11 protein-coding genes are annotated in these 17,646 nt (G+C 51.8%); 4 read left to right on the plus strand and 7 right to left on the minus strand.

Annotated elements, in window-relative coordinates:
• Nucleotides 1-126: 126 nt before the first annotated feature.
• From prc to GW590_RS18610, 3 genes are all read right to left on the minus strand, one after another.
• Nucleotides 127-2,178: a carboxy terminal-processing peptidase gene (gene prc, locus GW590_RS18600; protein WP_169404572.1), complete on the minus strand. Its 2,052-nt coding sequence runs from the start codon at nt 2,176-2,178 to the stop codon at nt 127-129.
• A gap of 19 nt (nt 2,179-2,197) precedes the next feature.
• Nucleotides 2,198-2,887: an RNA chaperone ProQ gene (gene proQ, locus GW590_RS18605; protein ID WP_169404573.1), complete on the minus strand. Its 690-nt coding sequence runs from the start codon at nt 2,885-2,887 to the stop codon at nt 2,198-2,200.
• A gap of 95 nt (nt 2,888-2,982) precedes the next feature.
• On the minus strand, nt 2,983-3,480 hold the full coding sequence (locus tag GW590_RS18610) for a GAF domain-containing protein (RefSeq protein ID WP_169404604.1): 498 nt from the start codon (nt 3,478-3,480) through the stop codon (nt 2,983-2,985).
• 268 nt (nt 3,481-3,748) lie between these two features.
• On the opposite strand from GW590_RS18610, the gene yebS reads away from it, so the two are divergent.
• The 4 genes from yebS to GW590_RS18630 all read left to right on the plus strand — a co-directional run bounded on the left by yebS (nt 3,749) and on the right by GW590_RS18630 (nt 10,375).
• Nucleotides 3,749-4,996, plus strand: a complete 1,248-nt coding sequence (gene yebS, locus GW590_RS18615; RefSeq protein ID WP_169404574.1) for a membrane integrity lipid transport subunit YebS — start codon at nt 3,749-3,751, stop codon at nt 4,994-4,996.
• Nucleotides 4,965-7,595, plus strand: coding sequence for a PqiB family protein (locus GW590_RS18620; protein ID WP_169404575.1), 2,631 nt, complete (start codon nt 4,965-4,967; stop codon nt 7,593-7,595). The genes yebS and GW590_RS18620 overlap by 32 nt, the downstream gene beginning before the upstream one ends.
• A 695-nt stretch (nt 7,596-8,290) precedes the next feature.
• Entirely contained in the window at nt 8,291-10,012 is a 1,722-nt protein-coding gene (locus GW590_RS18625; RefSeq protein WP_169404576.1) for a sensor domain-containing diguanylate cyclase, read from the plus strand.
• Nucleotides 10,013-10,132: 120 nt separating this feature from the next.
• Entirely contained in the window at nt 10,133-10,375 is a 243-nt protein-coding gene (locus tag GW590_RS18630; protein WP_169404577.1) for a DUF1480 family protein, read from the plus strand.
• A gap of 48 nt (nt 10,376-10,423) precedes the next feature.
• Here GW590_RS18630 and GW590_RS18635 read toward each other — a convergent pair whose 3' ends face one another.
• The 4 genes from GW590_RS18635 to GW590_RS18650 form a co-directional block, all read right to left on the minus strand.
• On the minus strand, nt 10,424-11,110 hold the full coding sequence (locus tag GW590_RS18635; protein WP_169404578.1) for a hypothetical protein: 687 nt from the start codon (nt 11,108-11,110) through the stop codon (nt 10,424-10,426).
• 79 nt (nt 11,111-11,189) lie between these two features.
• On the minus strand, nt 11,190-11,582 hold the full coding sequence (locus GW590_RS18640) for an ASCH domain-containing protein (protein WP_169404579.1): 393 nt from the start codon (nt 11,580-11,582) through the stop codon (nt 11,190-11,192).
• A gap of 152 nt (nt 11,583-11,734) precedes the next feature.
• Nucleotides 11,735-14,623 (minus strand): WG repeat-containing protein, encoded by a 2,889-nt coding sequence (locus GW590_RS18645; protein ID WP_169404580.1) that lies wholly within the window; start codon nt 14,621-14,623, stop codon nt 11,735-11,737.
• Complete coding sequence (locus tag GW590_RS18650) at nt 14,620-17,397, minus strand: WG repeat-containing protein (protein WP_169404581.1); 2,778 nt, start codon at nt 17,395-17,397, stop codon at nt 14,620-14,622. Before GW590_RS18650 ends, GW590_RS18645 begins: the two co-directional genes overlap by 4 nt.
• Nucleotides 17,398-17,646: the final 249 nt, after the last annotated feature.

A 17,646-nucleotide genomic window follows, 5' to 3' on the forward strand; every position in this document is an offset into this window, starting at 1 on the left:
GTTTTATTTCACATTAGCCTGGCAAATATTGCTGCGCTCTGCTGCAGCCTGCTTAAGTCAGGCAAAAAAAATAGCGCACCGAAGTACGCTATTTTATTTTGCTTACACGACTATTGCGCGCCAACCTTATTTGGCAGGAGCATCCTGGCTTTTATCAAGTCGGGACAGATCAATAGCAATGTTATCGGCTTCATCAAGATAAGGATCCGGCGCCACATAATCTTTCGCTAAATCATCGAGAGATTTGATCGGCTTTTTGCCTTCACGTTTAAAGCGCTCATTGAGACGGGTCAAGCGAGTGGCATCGTCGGTTTTGTCTTCTTTATCACGCTGGGCGTAATTGAGAGAAACGATGTCGCGCTTGTCCTTGTTGGCATTAAACTTGGCAATATCCTGATTGATATACTGGAACTCAGGATCCTTGGCAATCCGCTCTTCATGGGCTTTAAGCAGCTCGGGAAGGAAGGGTTTGATATCGCCGGTCTTGGTATAAGTGGCAGCATTAATACTGTCCCAAGGCATGGCATTGTCTTCAAACCTTTCACCGACCTGATTATCAATGACCCCGGTTGGCATCACGATATCCGGTGTTACGCCTTTGCGCTGCGTGCTGCCACCGTTAATTCGATAGAATTTCTGGATGGTATATTGCACAGAACCCAAAGCCGGCCATTCAGGACGCAGCATCTGATCGTAAATACGATTCAGTGAGCGATATTGCTGAACAGTGCCTTTACCAAAGGTCGGTTCACCAACAATCAGCGCACGGCCATAATCCTGCATGGCAGCAGCAAAGATCTCGGAAGCCGAGGCGCTATAGCGGTCAACCAACACCACCAGCGGACCTTTGTAATAGACAACGCCATCGGTATCGCTATCCTGACGAATGCGGCCATTGTTATCACGCACCTGCACCACCGGACCACTTGGGAAGAACAGTCCCGACAGAGAAACCGCCTCAGTGAGCGCGCCCCCGCCGTTGGTACGCAGATCGATCACCAGACTATTGACGTTCTGTTTAGCCATTTTTTGCAGCTGAACTTTTACATCATCAGTCAGGCCAACGTAGAAGCCGGGAATATCCATCACGGCAACTTTGTCATTGCCGACTTTTTTGATGGTCATCTTGACAGCACGATCTTCCAGACGAATTTTCTCGCGCGTCAGCGTCACGGTCCGGGTTTTGGTTCCCTTGCCCGCTGGCAAAACTTCCAGGCGAACTTTACTGCCTTTCGGTCCTTTAATCAGCGCAACAACGTCATCCAGACGCCAACCTATAACATCCACCACAGGTTTACCGGTCTGACCAACGCCGACAATACGATCGCCCACCGCAATGGATTTGCTTTTGGCCGCCGGGCCACCCGCTACCATTGAGTTGATCACCGTATAGTCATCATCACCTTGCAATACTGCACCGATACCTTCCAGAGAAAGGCTCATTTCGGTATTGAACTGCTCGGTATTACGCGGAGACAGATAATTGGTATGCGGGTCAATTTCATGCGCAAACGCATTCATCACCTGCTGGAAAACATCTTCGCTGTTACTTTGCGTAAGACGCTTCATGGCAAAGCGATAACGTTTACCGAGAATATCGCGGATCTCCTGATCGTTTTTACCGGTCAGTTTCAGGTTCAGCTCGTCATATTTGACTTTCTGATCCCAGAGTTGATCCAACTCCGTGGCATCTTTCGGCCATGGCGCCTTGGTGCGATTGAGATTGATTGAATCGTTGCCGTTAAAATCCATCGGACGTTCAAGCACGCTCAGAGCATATTGATAGCGCTCAAAGCGACGCTTTTGCGCCAGGTTGTACAAGGCATAAGGCGTGACCAATTGGCCGGATTTCAGCTCTTCTCCCAGCGTCGCGCGTTTGTCGGCGAACTGGGCAACGTCGGCAGCCATAAACACGTTATGGCTATTATCGAGCATATTCAGGTAGCGATCGAAGATCTTCCCTGAAAAATCCGCATTAAGATCGAATTGACGATAATGAGAACGGGTAAAGCGTGCGGTAACACGCTCACTTACCGTTGCGTCTTGCGGTTCTTGTGCCAATTGCGGGAGTTGACTGAGAGTGACCGGTGCACTTTCATTCGCAAAGCCGGTGTTAACCAGACCCGTTCCCGTTAAAAGCAGACCCGCAATTACGCTTAATCTGACAAATTTGTTCATGCCTGAGTTGGCCTCCGTATCAGAACTGCAAGTGTTCTGCGCGTACGATCATCGCCAGACCCGAAGAGAGTTGCACACGAACGCCGTCTTTTGCAATTTCCAAAACGGTAGCGTCCATAGCACTTTTCCCTGCTCTGACTTTGATTTCCTGGCCAATTTGCAGTTTGGTGATATCTGTAACTGGCACCTGACGCGGTTGGCTCACCTCACGTACTGGACGAGGTGTGCGCGGTTTGCGATTTTCTTGACCAGTAACAGCGGCAGGCGCATTTTCACGACGCGGAGCAGGTTTTTTTGCTGCCGGACGTGGGCGACGCGGCTCGGCAGTTTCACCGTTAGCTTCGCGACGCTTGGCCTGTTGTTCTGCACGTTGTGCCTGAACTCGGGCTTTCGCTTCTTCCAATTGTTTACGGGCGTGCTCAACGTGTTGTTCTTCGAGAACACCACAAGCATTACCGTCAAGGTCAACGCGCTGAGCGCCAACTTTAACGCCATACAGATAACGCCAACTTGAGGTATACAGACGCAGAGCCGAGCGCAACTGGGTTTTGCTCAAATTCTCTTCGCCTTGAACGCGCTCTACCAGATCCTGAAAGATACCGATCTTTAATGGGCGCGCTTCACCTTCGGCGCTAAAGCAAAGCGGGAAACGCTCTGCCAAAAAGGCGATGACTTCTTTACTGCTGTTCAACTTAGGTTGATTTTCCATGAAATTTCCTGATTACAACGGGTTTGCCAACCGGCGCAGGCATGAACAGGCGTCATTATAATGACCCCGTCCGTAAATGCTACGTTATCCGTCGATCAACTTGCGATCGTCTTGACATATTTTGCAGCTTCACTGTTTTCCAGGTGCTGGCAAAGCCCGGCTACTAATTCTGTTAGCCCTTTTTCATCCGCTTCATCGAAGCGTTGATAAATAGTGCTATCGATATCTAAAACACCTATCACCTGACCTGACACAGTAATCGGCAAGACAATTTCCGCGTTACTGGACGCATCGCAGGCAATATGTCCGGGAAACGCATGTACATCGCCAATGCGCTGTACCGCGTTCTCAGCCACCGCTGTTCCGCAGACGCCTTTACCTACCGGAATACGCACACAGGCAATTTTGCCCTGGAACGGACCCAGAACCAGCGAGGTGCCATCCATCAGGTAAAAACCTGCCCAGTTCACGCCCTCAAGACGCTCATACAGCAGGGCACTGACGTTGGACAGTGTGGCAATAAAATTGTTTTCCCCAGCGATTAACGCGTTCAGGTCACGTTTTAATTCCGTGTAGAATGCTTCTTTCGTCATGTTGTAACCATTAAAACCCAAGGGTAGACCGATATTTTGCATGCTTAGCCACTATAAAATAAGCATTAAATGCCTATCTCGACAAGGTTATTCCTATGTGACTTCAAAAAGACTGGCCTACAATGTATGTTCTGCCGTTCGCATGATACGTTATTTTAACTAAAAATCCTGACCTTCTTGGCGCTAACCGTGTCAGATAAAAAAAATGTCTGCTATTTAAGATAAACAGCCACCGTTTTTATTGCAGGTCATTTTGCTTACAGGTCCTATGAAAATACGCACACTATCAGGCCCGCTGCCGCAAAAGCGCTACCAGCGCTGTAGCGAATGCGACTACCTTTTCATCCTGCCGCCATTGCTCAGGACCCAGACTGCGCATTGCCCAAGATGCAATAGCAAGGTTGAGAAAGGTCGGGTCTGTTCTTTGCCGCGTCTGATTGTTATCGCCATCAGTATTTTGGTGTTGATGCCGTTCGCCTATTCGGAACCACTTATCAGTATCCGTTTGTTGGGTACCCGCATTGATGCCAGCCTGTTTGAGGGTATTTTGCAGATGTCGAGTCAGGGGTCGCCGCTGACCGCCAGCATGGTGGCCTTTTGCACCATTGGCGCCCCCTTGACCCTGGTCTGCTCAATTCTTTATCTGCATTTTGGCAGCAAGCTGGGGATGAACCTCAAACCGGTGCTGCTAATGCTCGATCGCCTGAAAGATTGGGTGATGCTGGATATTTATCTGATCGGCATGGCCGTGGCCTGCATCAAGGTCAAGGAGTATGCCGATATTGACGTCGGCATCGCACTGATTGCCTATATCACCATGACTATCCTTGTCACGCTGACCTTAATCAATCTCAATATTGAACAACTGTGGGAAGAGTTCTACCCGCAGCGCCCGCCGAAAGGCGCGCCGTCGTCGCTGGTGCTCTGTCTGTCATGCAAATATACCGGCAACGCCGACCCTCACGGGCGCTGCCCGCGTTGCCATGTTCCCATGACCTACCGTTATAAATACAGTTTGCAAAAAACCTGGGCGGCATTGATTTCGGCCATTATTTTGCTGATCCCGGCCAATTTACTGCCAATATCCATTATCTACGCCAATGGACAACGACTGAACGACACCATTTTTTCCGGGGTGGTATCACTGGCCACCTCCGGCAACCTGCCGATTGCCGGCGTGGTCTTTGTCGCCAGCGTGCTGGTGCCTTTTACCAAAGTCGTGGTGTTACTCACGCTGCTATTAAGCATTCATTTCAAAGCCAATCAGGGCTTGAAAACCCGTATTCGCCTGCTGCGCCTGGTCACCTGGATTGGTCGCTGGTCGATGCTGGATTTATTTGTGATTTCGTTAATGATGTCATTGGTCAATCGCGACCAATTGCTTTCTTTTACCATGGGTCCGGCCGCTTTTTACTTTGGCTCTGCCGTGATACTGACTATTCTGGCCGTTGAATGGCTGGACAGCCGCTTGATTTGGGATGCACATGCAACAGGACACATCGAATATACCGACTGAAGCGCGGGTGAAGCACCGCCGTCGGATTTCTCCCTTTTGGCTTTTGCCGTTTATCGCCCTGCTGATTGCCGGCTGGCTTATCTACAGCAACTATCAGGAGCGCGGCACCACCGTCACCATTGACTTCCAGTCGGCGGCCGGCATAGTCGCGGGCAGAACCCCGGTACGTTACCAGGGGGTTGAGGTTGGCACCGTGCAGTCGATAAACCTCAGTCAGGATCTGCGCACCATCATGGTCAAGATCAGCATCAAAAGCGATCTCAAGGATTCGTTGCGCGAAGGCACACAATTCTGGCTGGTGACGCCCAAAGCCTCACTGGCGGGGATTTCCGGGCTGGATGCGCTGGTTGGCGGTAACTATATCGGTATGATGCCAGGCACCGGTAAAGAGAAAGACCATTTCACCGCCCTCGACACCCAGCCTAAATACCGGCTGAACACCGGTGAATTGATGGTGCATTTACATGCCCGCGATTTGGGCTCACTGAGTACCGGATCGGTGGTCTATTATCGCAAAATACCCATCGGCAAAGTGTATGACTATGATATTGAAGCCGGTAACAATGGCGTGACCATTGATGTACTGATCGACAAGCGCTTCGCCCACCTGGTGAAAGACAATAGTCGTTTCTGGAACGTCTCCGGCTTTAAAGGCGACTTTAGCCTTAGTGGCGTCAAAGTCGAGATGGAAAGCCTGGCCGCCCTGGTCAACGGTGCCATTGCCATCGACTCGCCAAAAGATGGCAACCCGGCCGCCGCCGAGCAATCCTATGAGCTCTATCCCGATTTGGCACAAAGTCAGCGCGGAGTGGAAATCGATCTCGATTTACCAAACGGCGATGGCCTGAGCGAGGGGCATACCCCCCTGATGTATCAGGGCCTGCAGGTCGGTACCCTGACCCGTATTACTTTACAACCCGATAATAAGGTTACCGGCAAATTGACCGTCGACCCTTCGGTGCTCGATATGATGCGCAGCGGTACGCGCATCGAAATGAACAGTCCGAAAATCAGCCTTAACAATGCCAAAATCAGTCAACTGTTAACCGGTAATACGCTGGAGTTGTTACCGGGCGATGGCACACCGGAGAAGCACTTTATCGTGCTCGACAGCAATCTGCGCCTGTTACAGGACCCCGGGGTGCTGAAGCTGCAACTGATGGCACCGCAAAGCTATGGCATTGATGCCGGTCAACCGGTGCTGCTTAACGGCATGGTTATTGGCCAGGTGCTGGATCGTACCCTCACCGAACAGGGGATTGTCTTTAACATTGCCGTCAAGTCGCAGTACAAACAGCTGCTGCATCAAGACAGCAAGTTTGTGGTCAACAGCCGCGTTGATGTCAAACTGGGCATCGACGGTATGGAAGTGCTGGGTGCTAGTGCGCAGGAGTGGATCGACGGCGGCATTAAGGTCTTGCCTGGCAATAAAGGCGAGGCTTCCGGCCAATACCCGCTGTATAGCAATGCGGACAAGGCGGCGGAAGGGATTAAAGGCGACAAGCCCACTTCGACCCTGACGCTGGTGGCCAAAAGCCTGCCAGATATACAGAGCGGTTCGATTGTGCTGTACCGCAAATTCCAGGTGGGACAGATTGTCAATGTGCGTCCCAAAGCCAATGAGTTTGAGGTCGATGTTTATATCAGTCCTGAATATCGCAATCTGCTGACGCCAAAAACCATTTTCTGGGCCGAAGGCGGCGCAAAAGTACAGCTCAATGGCAGCGGGCTTACCGTTCAGGCCTCCCCCCTCGATCGGGCATTAAAAGGCGCTATCAGTTTCGACAATATCGAGGGCGTGTCATATATCAAAGGCAGCAAACGCGTACTCTACAATAACGAAACCGCCGCTCGCGCCGTAGGCAGTCAGATCACACTCAATACCTACGACGCCAGTAAAATTTCGCCGGGTATGCCTATCCGCTATCTGGGGATCACCATTGGGCAGGTCGAATCGCTGAAACTGGATCCGCAGCTTAATCAAGTGGCGGCCAAAGCGGTGCTCTATCCCGAGTATGTCGTTACCTTTGCCCGTCAAGGTACGCGATTCTCGATAGTTTCGCCGGAGATTTCGGCCGCAGGGGTGCAAAATCTCGATACCCTGCTCCAGCCGTATATCAACGTTGAGGCGGGTAAAGGACCAGAAAATCGCATCTTCGATTTGCAAACCGCCACCATCACCGATTCACGCTATACCGATGGCCTGGCGATTATGGTCGATGCCTCGGAAGTCGGCTCATTGCAAATAGGCACACCGGTGTTGTTCCGCGGGATTGAAGTGGGTACCGTTACCGCCTTCCGTCTGGGTGAGATGGCCGATCGGGTCAATGTCTCGCTGCGTATCAGTAAAAAGTATCAATATCTGGTGCGTGACAATACGGTATTCTGGCTGGCGTCCGGTTATAACCTGCAATTTGGTCTGACCGGTGGCAGCTTTAAGAGCGGCACCTTCCAGCAATTTATTCGTGGCGGCATTGCCTTTGCCACGCCGCCAACCATCCCGGTGGCACCAAAAGCCGCCAGCGGACGACACTTCTTGCTGATGTCGGAAGAGCCGAAAAACTGGCAGGACTGGGGAACCGCGATCCCTAAAAACTAATCGTCTGCTCTGGTGACCATGCCCACGCGGCAGTTGGCACCAGACCAGCAATACTCGGTGGTGAGTCTGGCTTGCAGGCTCGCCATTTTTTTAGTTTTCGTTTAAATTTTGTTTATATTTCCGGCAATAGTTTGGTAAAAAAATACACAACCAAGTAGCAAAACTTATCAATTTTAGCCAATAATCATCGTGTTAATGCTTTACCCTGCAGAATACTTAAAAAATTTACACCAAAGGGTTCAAAAAATTATGCGAAATTATTGAGCAAAAAGATGAGTTTCATGCGTTAATTAGCCTGTTTTGCTGCACAGGCCCGGTTGTGTACATCTATCAGCTTGAAAAGTTTGTTTTTTCGTGCGGGAAGTCAGTGTTAACCTCAAAGAACTGAAAAAAAATTGGCGGTCAGCAAAAGGTGATATTTATTTATATTATCCGGATGAAATCATCAAATTATAAGTAGGAATATTCTTAGGTGCCCATGTATCATGAGGCGCATTACAAAACCCGTGCATGGGCGCTGCAAGTGTGCAGCAAATAGCAGTTCTCAAGTCAATGATTCGGAAGAGCGAGCGTAGCAAATATGGCTGCAGCTTTAAGTACGACGGGTATCAGTGACAAGCTGGTGATGGATCCTGTCCTGATAAGAAACATTAACCCGTGATTTTGAGTAAAGTCTTGCCAGTTGGAGAAATATCATGTCGGATGAAATGAAGTCCCAATCAGCGGATGGTAACCTCCTTCGAGAAATGGCCAGTCTGCGCGATATTATCGACAATAATTCAGACTGGATCTGGGAAGTAGATACACAAGGCCGCTATGTTTTCTCATCCAATAAATGCATAGAATTTCTGGGCGTGCCGCCTGAAGAAGTGATTGGCAAAACCCCGTTCGATTTTATGCCCCCTGATGAGGCAAAACGTGTAGGCGAGCAATTTGCTGCCATTGTTGCACGTCGCGCACCTTTTGGTGGTTTACTCAATCGCAATGTCCGTGCTGACGGCAGCGAAGTGATCCTTGAAACCAGCGGCGTCCCCCTGTTTGACAGTGAGGGCGAATTCCGCGGTTATCGCGGCATCGATCGGAATTTGACCACCCTCGACCAGGCACCTGGTCAGCGTTTGTTCCAGCTTGAAACCATTTATTCCAACGCGCCCGTGGGGTTGTGTTTTATTGACCTGCATATGCGCTTTGTTACGGTCAATGATGCCATGGCGGCGATTATCGGCCTGCAGGCTTATGAGGCGATAGGCCGTAAAGTTGCAGTATTTATTCCCGGCCTGTCACCATTGTTAAATAATGCTCTGGAATTGGCGCAGCGGCATGAACTTACGCCGGACAAAGAATTTAATATGCCCGGCCATAGCCAGATTTTCTTTATACGTATTAAAGCTGCCTATGATGTCCAGGGTCAGGTAAGCGGCCTTTCGGTGGCCATGATTGATATCACCAGTATGAAACGCATGGAGCGCGCCCTGCGGGAAAGCCAGGAGCACTACCGTAATATGGTTGAGCTCAATCCGCAGATCCCGTGGACAGCAGATCCCAAGGGGATGCTCAACGACGTCAGCTCACGCTTTCAGCGTATTACCGGCATGACGCGTCAGGATATTTTGGCGGATAAATGGATCCAAAGCATTCATGCCGAAGATCGCCGCGGCGCCATTGAAGTCTGGGAACAGTGTCTGAAAACCGGTGCTCCGCTGGATATTGAGGTGCGTTTCTGCCACGTTGACCGCGGGTGGAACTGGATGCGTATTCGTGCTGCCGCCAGCTATTCCCCGGAAGGCAGCATCCAGCGTTGGTACGGCACCGCCGAAGACGTGCATGAGCGTAAATTGCTGGAGTTAAAACTACTCAAGGCCAACCGTCGTCTGGAAATTCAGGCGCGCACCGACTCCCTGACCAAATTGCCCAACCGTCGCGAATTCAAAAAAGTGCTCAATCATGAGTTTATGCGCTCCCGGCGCAATATGACGCCGCTGACGGTGGTGATGATTGATATCGATTACTTCAAGAATTTTAACGACCACTACGGACATTTATCCGGTGACGCCTGTCTGCGTCTGGTCGCCAGAACGCTGCGCAAGGCGCTGAAGCGCAACACCGACGTTGTCACCCGCTTTGGCGGCGAAGAATTCGCTGCCATTTTGCCCGATACCGATCAGCCAGGTGCCTGGGTAGTGGCAGAACATATTATGCGGGCGATTGAGACGCTGGGCATCAAGCATAATTTTAGTGAGTTTAACAAAGTCACTATCAGTATGGGGCTGGCAACCTATTGCCCTCTGGAAGACCCGGAAATTGAAGATCATTCAGATATTGTCAGCGCAGCGGACGAAGCGCTCTATCTGTCTAAAAATAATGGCCGTAATCAAATCAATACCATGCCAGTCTCACCGCGACTGCACAACGATTGACTCCCCGGCGCGCCGACCGCTGGTCGGCGCCATCAATTGGCACTTTTTGTGCTATCGACTATCCTCATAAAATGGCCTGACTGGTCATACCTCCCGATTTACTTAGCAAAGGAGTCTTTTATGGGGAAATCCAGTATTCGCATTGGCAGTTTTGAAATTGATGATGCCCAGCTGTCTTCACCGGAAGCCAAGGGGGGTGGCAAAGTGCACATACCTTGTAAATCCGATCCCGACTTATGTATGCAGCTAGATGCCTGGGATGAAAATGTCAGTGTCCCGGCCGTGTTGGATGGCAGACACTCCGTGTTATACAAGGAAAAATATGACTCTCAGGAGGATGAGTGGATTATGCGTCTTGAGTAGCAGGCGCATCGCTTTGCGGCCATTATTGGCTGCGCAATTAACCTGCCGCTATCCGAGGCGCGCAGGTTTTTTTATGCCTTCACTCGCCATCTCGCCATAGGGCATTAGCGCGATACCGCGCCCGGCAAAAAAACGCTCAAACTGTGCCACAGGCAACTGAACATAGGACTGCGTGGACGTGTTGTCGCCCGAAGGGTTATGAAAGGTGATGATCCCCTGTTCGCTGGCGCTTACCAGCACCAGATGTCCACCGGTGCGTGGCGGCAAAATCTCCGGCTGGCGAATGCCAGGATGGACCGAAGCAATAAAAAATTGGTGCTGCGCAAGCTCGGTAGCAAGATCCGCCGCCGTCAGTTCCACTCTGACCTGTGCCGCAATATCCAGCTCCTGTTTTAAGAATTCAACAAAGGGCGCATAGATCAGCCCGCGAATAGACTCCCCTTCTTGTACATACGCCCCATAAGGCAAACTGCGTCGGGTCAGCGTGAGTATAGGAATAACGTCATTACGGGTGGCCGCCAACGCCATTTTAAGGCAGCACATGCCGCAGACATGATTGGCCCAGGTGATAAACTCGGCTTGGCTAGCCGCGCCCGATGCAGGCCAGTCAGCTATATCCTGCAACGCAGTTTCTCCGCTAAGGATGCTGGCGGCTAAAGCGGGGGATTCCCATTGGCTGTAATACGGAATATCGAGAGGGGATAACAAAGGCGCTTTACGGGCAGCTGACTGCATGGGTCTTCTTCTCGTCAACATCAGAGCAAACAATAAGAGATAGCGGGCCTGTCGCGAGAGACAGGCCCGGCGGTAACTATCAGAATGCTTCAACCATAATGAATTTTATCAATAATAATGGCATATCCGGGGCAAACATCTCGTACTCTTCAAAAAAACGTTGATGTTCTTCGCGCCAGAATTTGAGTGACCGGTCGCCTTCCCCTTCATCCCATGCATGCTGTTCGGTAACCAGATCAAAAGGTACCTGTTTCACTTCTGTGAGCTGTACTGCGCAAACCGGATTATTCCTCCCATCTACCACAACATAAACTTCACCCACTACCGGTGTACCTTCATCATCGATATTCGCGCAGGTTGCCGTTTTAGTGCCGTCGATAACCTTTTGCGCCAAATCGTCAGCCTGAGCCTCGTTGTCACCAAAAGACCAACGCTCTGCAGCTCTGTATTTTAGCGGGACTTGAGGAATCATAATTTATCCTTTTTATTTGATCGAGATCCAATGCCTACTGAATAAACATTAGCATGAAATCTTAAGTATTTTATGAAAAGCAGAGCCCAAAAATAAAAAAAAGAGGCGCTAAAAACGCCCCTCTGCTGACTTTAACTGCAACGCCAATTCGACTAAGGTTGCGCAGTACATTTTACCGGCATGGTTTGCGGCCACTGACGTATATTGCCACTGCCGTACAACACCTGGATGCCACATTCGCGACCTACGCGAGCCAAAGGTTTGCCGCTGCTGTCGAGCATCATCGACATCTGTGTTGTAGAGACAATGGCTACGCCGCTGTCAAAAGCAGAAACCGCATTGTAGACCGGCGGTATCACAAAGCTGCCCTTGGCGTCGATATAGCCATACTCCTGACCAATGCGGGCAAATGCCAGCCCGCCGACAACCAGGCCCAAGTCGCGATAGTTGACCTCTGGCGTTGGGTGTCCCTGAGCGTCAATCCAGGTTTTATTGCCATCGGCCAGCGCCATTACCGCCTGACCGGCCAGCATACGGCTGCCAACCCCTGGCAAGGTGATCGCCAGTTTGCCGCTGTTATCCACATAGCGCGTAGTCGGGTTACCGTCCTGCGCATCATAGGAGACTGACATATCGCTGTTGGCAGGCAATAACCAGTTTCCATCAGGCATTGCGGCAACACGTACGCCCTTGTCATCGATAAGTTCGGTGCCCTGTGGCTGAATGCGCAACGCCCGTCCATTGACAAAAGCAGTGCCTGGCAATACCTGCGGGGCAATCTGCCAGTTGCCTTGCGCATTCAGGTATCCAATCTGCGGCTGGCGGGACAGTTTGACCCAGTCACCGACGGCGCTGATTTTGGTTTGCTGTTCATGCAGCTCGATATCACCCTGCACGTTCAACAGCCATGACTGCCCCTCACCTGAGGTGGCCAGAATACGTCCGTCGTTAAACTGGTTCACATTCAGGTCCGGCGTTAATTCGATACGCACCTTGCCGTCATTGGCAATAATTTCAGAGGCTGCTGACGAAGCCGGTTGATCTGCCGATGCCACTGGCATACCGAGCTGCCAAAGGGCATTGTTGATGCGACGCACGTTGGCATATTTGGCTTCCACCAGCGGCTTGCCGTCGGCATTGATAATGCCCCACAGGCTGTTTGGCAGTTGCACATTGGCCAGGCCGTTAGCATAGGTCCCCACCGCGAGATAACTCGGCGGCGCTATCACTTTTTGATTGATAACGTCGTAGATCCCCCACAGCGCCCCCTCTTTGGCCGTCTCGCGGAAACGGAACCAACCGTTGCCCAGCGACTGCATGGTAAATACATCGGGTAAAGCATAGTGCTTGCCGTTGGCATCAATGACAGTCAGCTTGCCGTCGAGATAATCAAACGCGTAGCCATGCACAAAAGGCGCGATATTATCTTCCGTCAGTGGGATAAGGATCTTGCCCTGAGCATCTATCACCCCGGTGCCCTGGATAGTTTTGACAATAAACTGCTGGGCATTCCCGCCTTGCGCCGCTTCACTGCTGTCGGCGGGCTGGATATCCTGCCATTTGTTTTCCAGTTGCACGCTGCCATCGGCGCGAATAAATCCGGCACCAGGTTTAGCCTGATCGGGATCCGGGCGCACCAGCGCCAGCGGTGCGCTGTTGTCCTGCTGCTGTGACGCCAGCGGCTGGATACGGTAATCATTGAGCAGCGAGGCATTTTTATTACTCAACAACAGCTTGCCGCTGTTATCGAGGATATTAATCAGTTGGCCCTGGTCATCATGCAACCACAAACGGCCATTGATCACCTCGGCGTTATTCACCTGTGCCAACCAACTTGCCGGTTGATATCCCCCCAATACATTACCGCCAGGGGTGATAATGGCGTTGACCTTATGCTGATCACCTTTGGTGGTTAACAGAAAACCGCCGGTGGGCTGATCGAAAGGCACGCTGTCTTTAGGCAGCGACTGGGGTTGTTTTTTACCGGGGATATAAACAGTTAGACTCTCTTTGCCGCTGTTATCGAGCAAGAAATCGCCCTGAACCGTCAACCCGGCAACGGCGGCTTCGCTTAATGACGCCACTTCACTGCCGCTGTTGTCCAGCAGACTGTTTTTATCCGCCGTTTTCGCCAGCCAGAACTGACCATTGAGTGCCTTGACCGACGGGTAAATCTGCTCAACCAGAGTACCATCCGCGCGGATAAGCTGAATCCCGTCCTGACTCTTGGCCATGGCCAGCATCTCATTACGATCGCTGAGAGTGATGGCGCTAAACTGCGGCGTCAAACGCCAGGCCAGGTTTTGATCGGCGATACCAAATCCTTTATCGACATCACGAGCAATAAACATATCGCTTTGGCCGAAAGGCTGTACCACTTCCATCTTGTCGCTGGCGACATGACGATGATCGTCGGGAGACAGCAGCACTGTCTTGTAACTCAGCGCCAGACGAGCGGGATTACCGTCACTCAGGCTGACATCATCAACCAGTTCATCAAGCGGCTTGCCGACTGTCTGGCCTTTGCGGTTGATGATTTCGGCTTTACCGGCGGTCGTGACCACCGCCAGCTCAGCCAGGGTAAAGGAACCGGCCTTGTCAAACGTCGGCGGGATTGCCCAGTTGCCGGTAGTATCGATATATCCCCATTTGCCCTGCTGTTTTGCCGCAGCCAAGCCATAGTGATAATCCCCTACCTGCTCAAACACCGGTTTGATCACCAGTTGTCCATGGTTATCGAGAAAACCCCAGCGGTGGCCACTCATTGCCGGAGCCAAAGCAACATCATCGATCGCCTGGCGGGCATCGGGTAACAATACGGCGGCACGACCTTCATGTACCGCACGGATACACAGGTTCTGGGTCGCCGGCAAGGCCAGCAGCGCCCGCTGGCCGGCATCGCTAACGGAAGAGGCAGTAAAACAGGCTGTGCTGCTTTCCGCTTGTACCGGCAGCGCCAGAGACAGCAGGCTGCAAGCCGCGCTGGCGGTAATCACCTGGCGAATGGCATAACTAAGGCGGGTGGTGGTCAGCCGTTTCATTGTGCACCTCCATTCTGGGCAGAATTGCCACAGCTCACCGTCTTGGCTGGCCACAGTTGTTTTCCTTTGCCATCCAGGATCACCCGCTGGTTACACCTGAGCGGTATTTGTGCCTGAACGTCTCCAGTTGGCGTGATCATCTGGACCAGCCCTTTTGCCGCTACCCAGGCACGCTGCTCACTGAAATCCGTCGCCCAATCGAATTTAGGCAACAGTGTAAAGCTGCCCTCATTGTTGATATACCCGATTTGCGCACCGTAAGTATCCATTTTGACCGCTTTCGCCCGACTGTTTTTCATCGCGCCCAACTGGGTAAAATAGCTGCCGGTCAATGGCTTGCCATTGGCATCAATAAAGCCATACAGACCGTTGCTGCCGCGTAAAGGCACCTGGCCTTCACTCGACTGCTCTGCAGCAATGCTGTTAAGACCGGCATAACGCTGAACTTCATTGCCCTGGGTATCATAAAGAACAGTTTCGCCGGTATGGTCATCATTCATCACCACACGATCCAGTGAGGCCAAGGGTTGTGCCGCCGCTTTATCCGGCAAGGGCACCAGGCCATTTTCGTCAATCAGCGTGATATGTTTGTCGCTGACCGCGCTGGCCCAGTTTTGCGGGGCGATAAAATTCAATGCGGCAGAATAAACTGGCGCAATCTGCCAGTCACCCTGGCTGTTGATGGCACCAAAGTGCGGGCCAAAATGCAGCAATACCCAACTGCCATCAATGGCTATCGATTCCGGAACGATATCCTTGCCAACCACTGCGCGCCCGGCGTCATCGATCAACGCAACGCCACCGTCGGCAGGCTGGATCAGCCAATGGCGGTCGCCGACTTTTTGCGGATTATTCAGCAGGTCACTGGCCAGAGGCTGGCCGGTTTCTGCGCTGAACAAGCTATAGCGGTTGTTACCCTCACCACGCTCACCAGGCTGATCGCTGTCGGCAATGACATAAATATTCTCGCCCACGTATTGCGGTTTGCCGCTACGTCCGGCGTCCGGCACGATCGCCCATCGTCCTTTGTCGTCGATAACCCCCCAGCCGGCATCAACTTTTGCCAGCGCAAAACCGTCGCGGAAGGATTCAAGCTGAGTAAACTGCGCGGCTACCTGAGCACTGTTGGTTTCGATATTCCACACGCCCCAGCGACGAGCATCCCCCTCGCCGGTGGTGTACAGCAGGCTGGAACCGGAAAATGCCTGGGTGGTTTGCAGAATACGCGTCGGCACATCGACAATATTACCCTGAGTATCAATCAGCTTGCGGCTTTCAACGTTTTTGTCGTCGACCACGCTGGCCCAGGTATAAGGACCGTCGAACGGGGTAATTTGTTTGAATTTTGGCTGGATCAACCACTGGCCGCTGGCGTCTACCGCCCCCATCAGGCCATTTTGGGTTTTTACCAATAGCGGACCACGACGCGTCGGTGCCACGATAGCCGACCATTGTGGATCGGAAAAAATCGTCCCCTGGTCAGTTAAAACAGACGGCATTTTTTTGCTGTCGCCAGGGGTTAGCAGCGCCCACGGCAGGCCCGCAGGTTGCGCGGACGGGGTATTGTCATCGAGATTACGCACATCAAGAGGCTGCACTTTATAGTCATTCAGCGCGGCCAGGGTAGCCTGGGTTAACAGCGCGACACCGTTATGGTCATAAATTTGCACCAGCTGTGCGCTTTTATCTTCTGCGCTATGCGTCTGGGCTATCCATAAATGATCGTTCTGTTTTAATAATTGTGGCTTGTTGACCTTAATATCAATCACTCGATTGTCGGCGGTGATGATCACTACGCCTTTATCGCCACTGCCCACCACACCCGTTCCCCAGGGGTGGAAATTATCCGCCTGCTCAGCGGGAATATCCTGGAGTTTTTCCAGCTTGTTGTTCAGCAGTTGCTGCACATTATTGGCATCGACCACCAGCCAACTGCCTGAACTTAATGCTTTTACCGATTTATACTGTTCTTTGCTCAGGCTCACCCCGTCGCGATCGAGGAAGCCCCAGCCACTTTTGCCTTTTACCGCCAGCACATCGCCATTAAGCAGCGGTTCGTTGCGCGTTTTCAGCTTGATCGGATCAATCGCCCATTGGCCACTGTCGTCGAGATATCCCCAAAAGCCGCTTTGTGCTGTATCGCGCTGTTGCGCCGGGATCAGCCCCGATTGAGGCTCATCAAGGTTCATTACATCATCTGGCAGCGCCAGCGAACGTCCGCTGTCGGCATTCCATAGCGCCGGAGAAATTTGCATTTGCACACTGGCCAATGGCTGCCCTGGCAGAAAACCGGCAGAATCAAGGGCAGCGGCAAAAGGCAGGGTCTTGATCACCGCGCCCTGACGGTCAATCAGCGCCAGACGGTTATCGGTAACCACCAGCGCGGTACCCTGAGCGTTAAAATCGCTGGCCTGGGTAAAGCGTGGCGGGATCGCCATATTGCCCTTTGCATCTATATAGCCAAACAGATCATCTTTTTTGACCGCTGCCAGGTCATTGGCAAAGCCACGCGCCTGACGATAGGCCGGTTCAATCGCCATATGGCCCGAAGTATCGATATAACCCCACAGGCCCTGCGCTTCGCGGCTGGAACCCATTTGCACGGCCGCCAACCCCTGCTGGAAAGGTAACTGACACCCTTCGGCGGTTTTAGGATTGGCACAGGCGCGTAGCCAGGCCTCATCGGCACGAACTGGTGCGGTGAATGTCGCCCCGAGGACAAGTGCTAAGGCACTGACATTCATGACATGTTTTAGTGTTTCGGAATAAATCATCCGATTCCCTTATGACTGAAAAATGATGAAAGGTTTAGCGCTGGACCCACTGGCGGTTCGCAAAGCACATCAGGTAGCGAAAAGTTTAGCGTAATCAGATTCAATGCATTACTGTCCACAATTGCCCCTAGGGTGTCAGCTTGTGCAAGAAAAAGCAGCTATTTTATTAGCTGATAGCCAATCAATACAGGTTATAACGGTATCGGCCGTTAAAAAACGGACATTTTACACGGAGTTATGCCCGAAAAT

Origin of the sequence: Rouxiella aceris, assembly GCF_012933545.1 — a bacterium.
Taxonomy (GTDB): domain Bacteria; phylum Pseudomonadota; class Gammaproteobacteria; order Enterobacterales; family Enterobacteriaceae; genus Rouxiella; species Rouxiella aceris.

What these genes read in the sequence shown, in the direction of transcription:
- GW590_RS18610 (WP_169404604.1), bottom strand. Translation starts at nt 3,480, where the DNA reads ATGACGAAAGAAGCATTCTACACGGAATTAAAACGTGACCTGAACGCG.
- prc (WP_169404572.1), bottom strand. Translation starts at nt 2,178, where the DNA reads ATGAACAAATTTGTCAGATTAAGCGTAATTGCGGGTCTGCTTTTAACG.
- GW590_RS18635 (WP_169404578.1), bottom strand. Translation starts at nt 11,110, where the DNA reads ATGCAGTCAGCTGCCCGTAAAGCGCCTTTGTTATCCCCTCTCGATATT.
- GW590_RS18620 (WP_169404575.1), top strand. Translation starts at nt 4,965, where the DNA reads ATGCAACAGGACACATCGAATATACCGACTGAAGCGCGGGTGAAGCAC.
- GW590_RS18650 (WP_169404581.1), bottom strand. Translation starts at nt 17,397, where the DNA reads ATGATTTATTCCGAAACACTAAAACATGTCATGAATGTCAGTGCCTTA.
- GW590_RS18625 (WP_169404576.1), top strand. Translation starts at nt 8,291, where the DNA reads ATGTCGGATGAAATGAAGTCCCAATCAGCGGATGGTAACCTCCTTCGA.
- GW590_RS18630 (WP_169404577.1), top strand. Translation starts at nt 10,133, where the DNA reads ATGGGGAAATCCAGTATTCGCATTGGCAGTTTTGAAATTGATGATGCC.
- GW590_RS18640 (WP_169404579.1), bottom strand. Translation starts at nt 11,582, where the DNA reads ATGATTCCTCAAGTCCCGCTAAAATACAGAGCTGCAGAGCGTTGGTCT.
- GW590_RS18645 (WP_169404580.1), bottom strand. Translation starts at nt 14,623, where the DNA reads ATGAAACGGCTGACCACCACCCGCCTTAGTTATGCCATTCGCCAGGTG.
- yebS (WP_169404574.1), top strand. Translation starts at nt 3,749, where the DNA reads ATGAAAATACGCACACTATCAGGCCCGCTGCCGCAAAAGCGCTACCAG.
- proQ (WP_169404573.1), bottom strand. Translation starts at nt 2,887, where the DNA reads ATGGAAAATCAACCTAAGTTGAACAGCAGTAAAGAAGTCATCGCCTTT.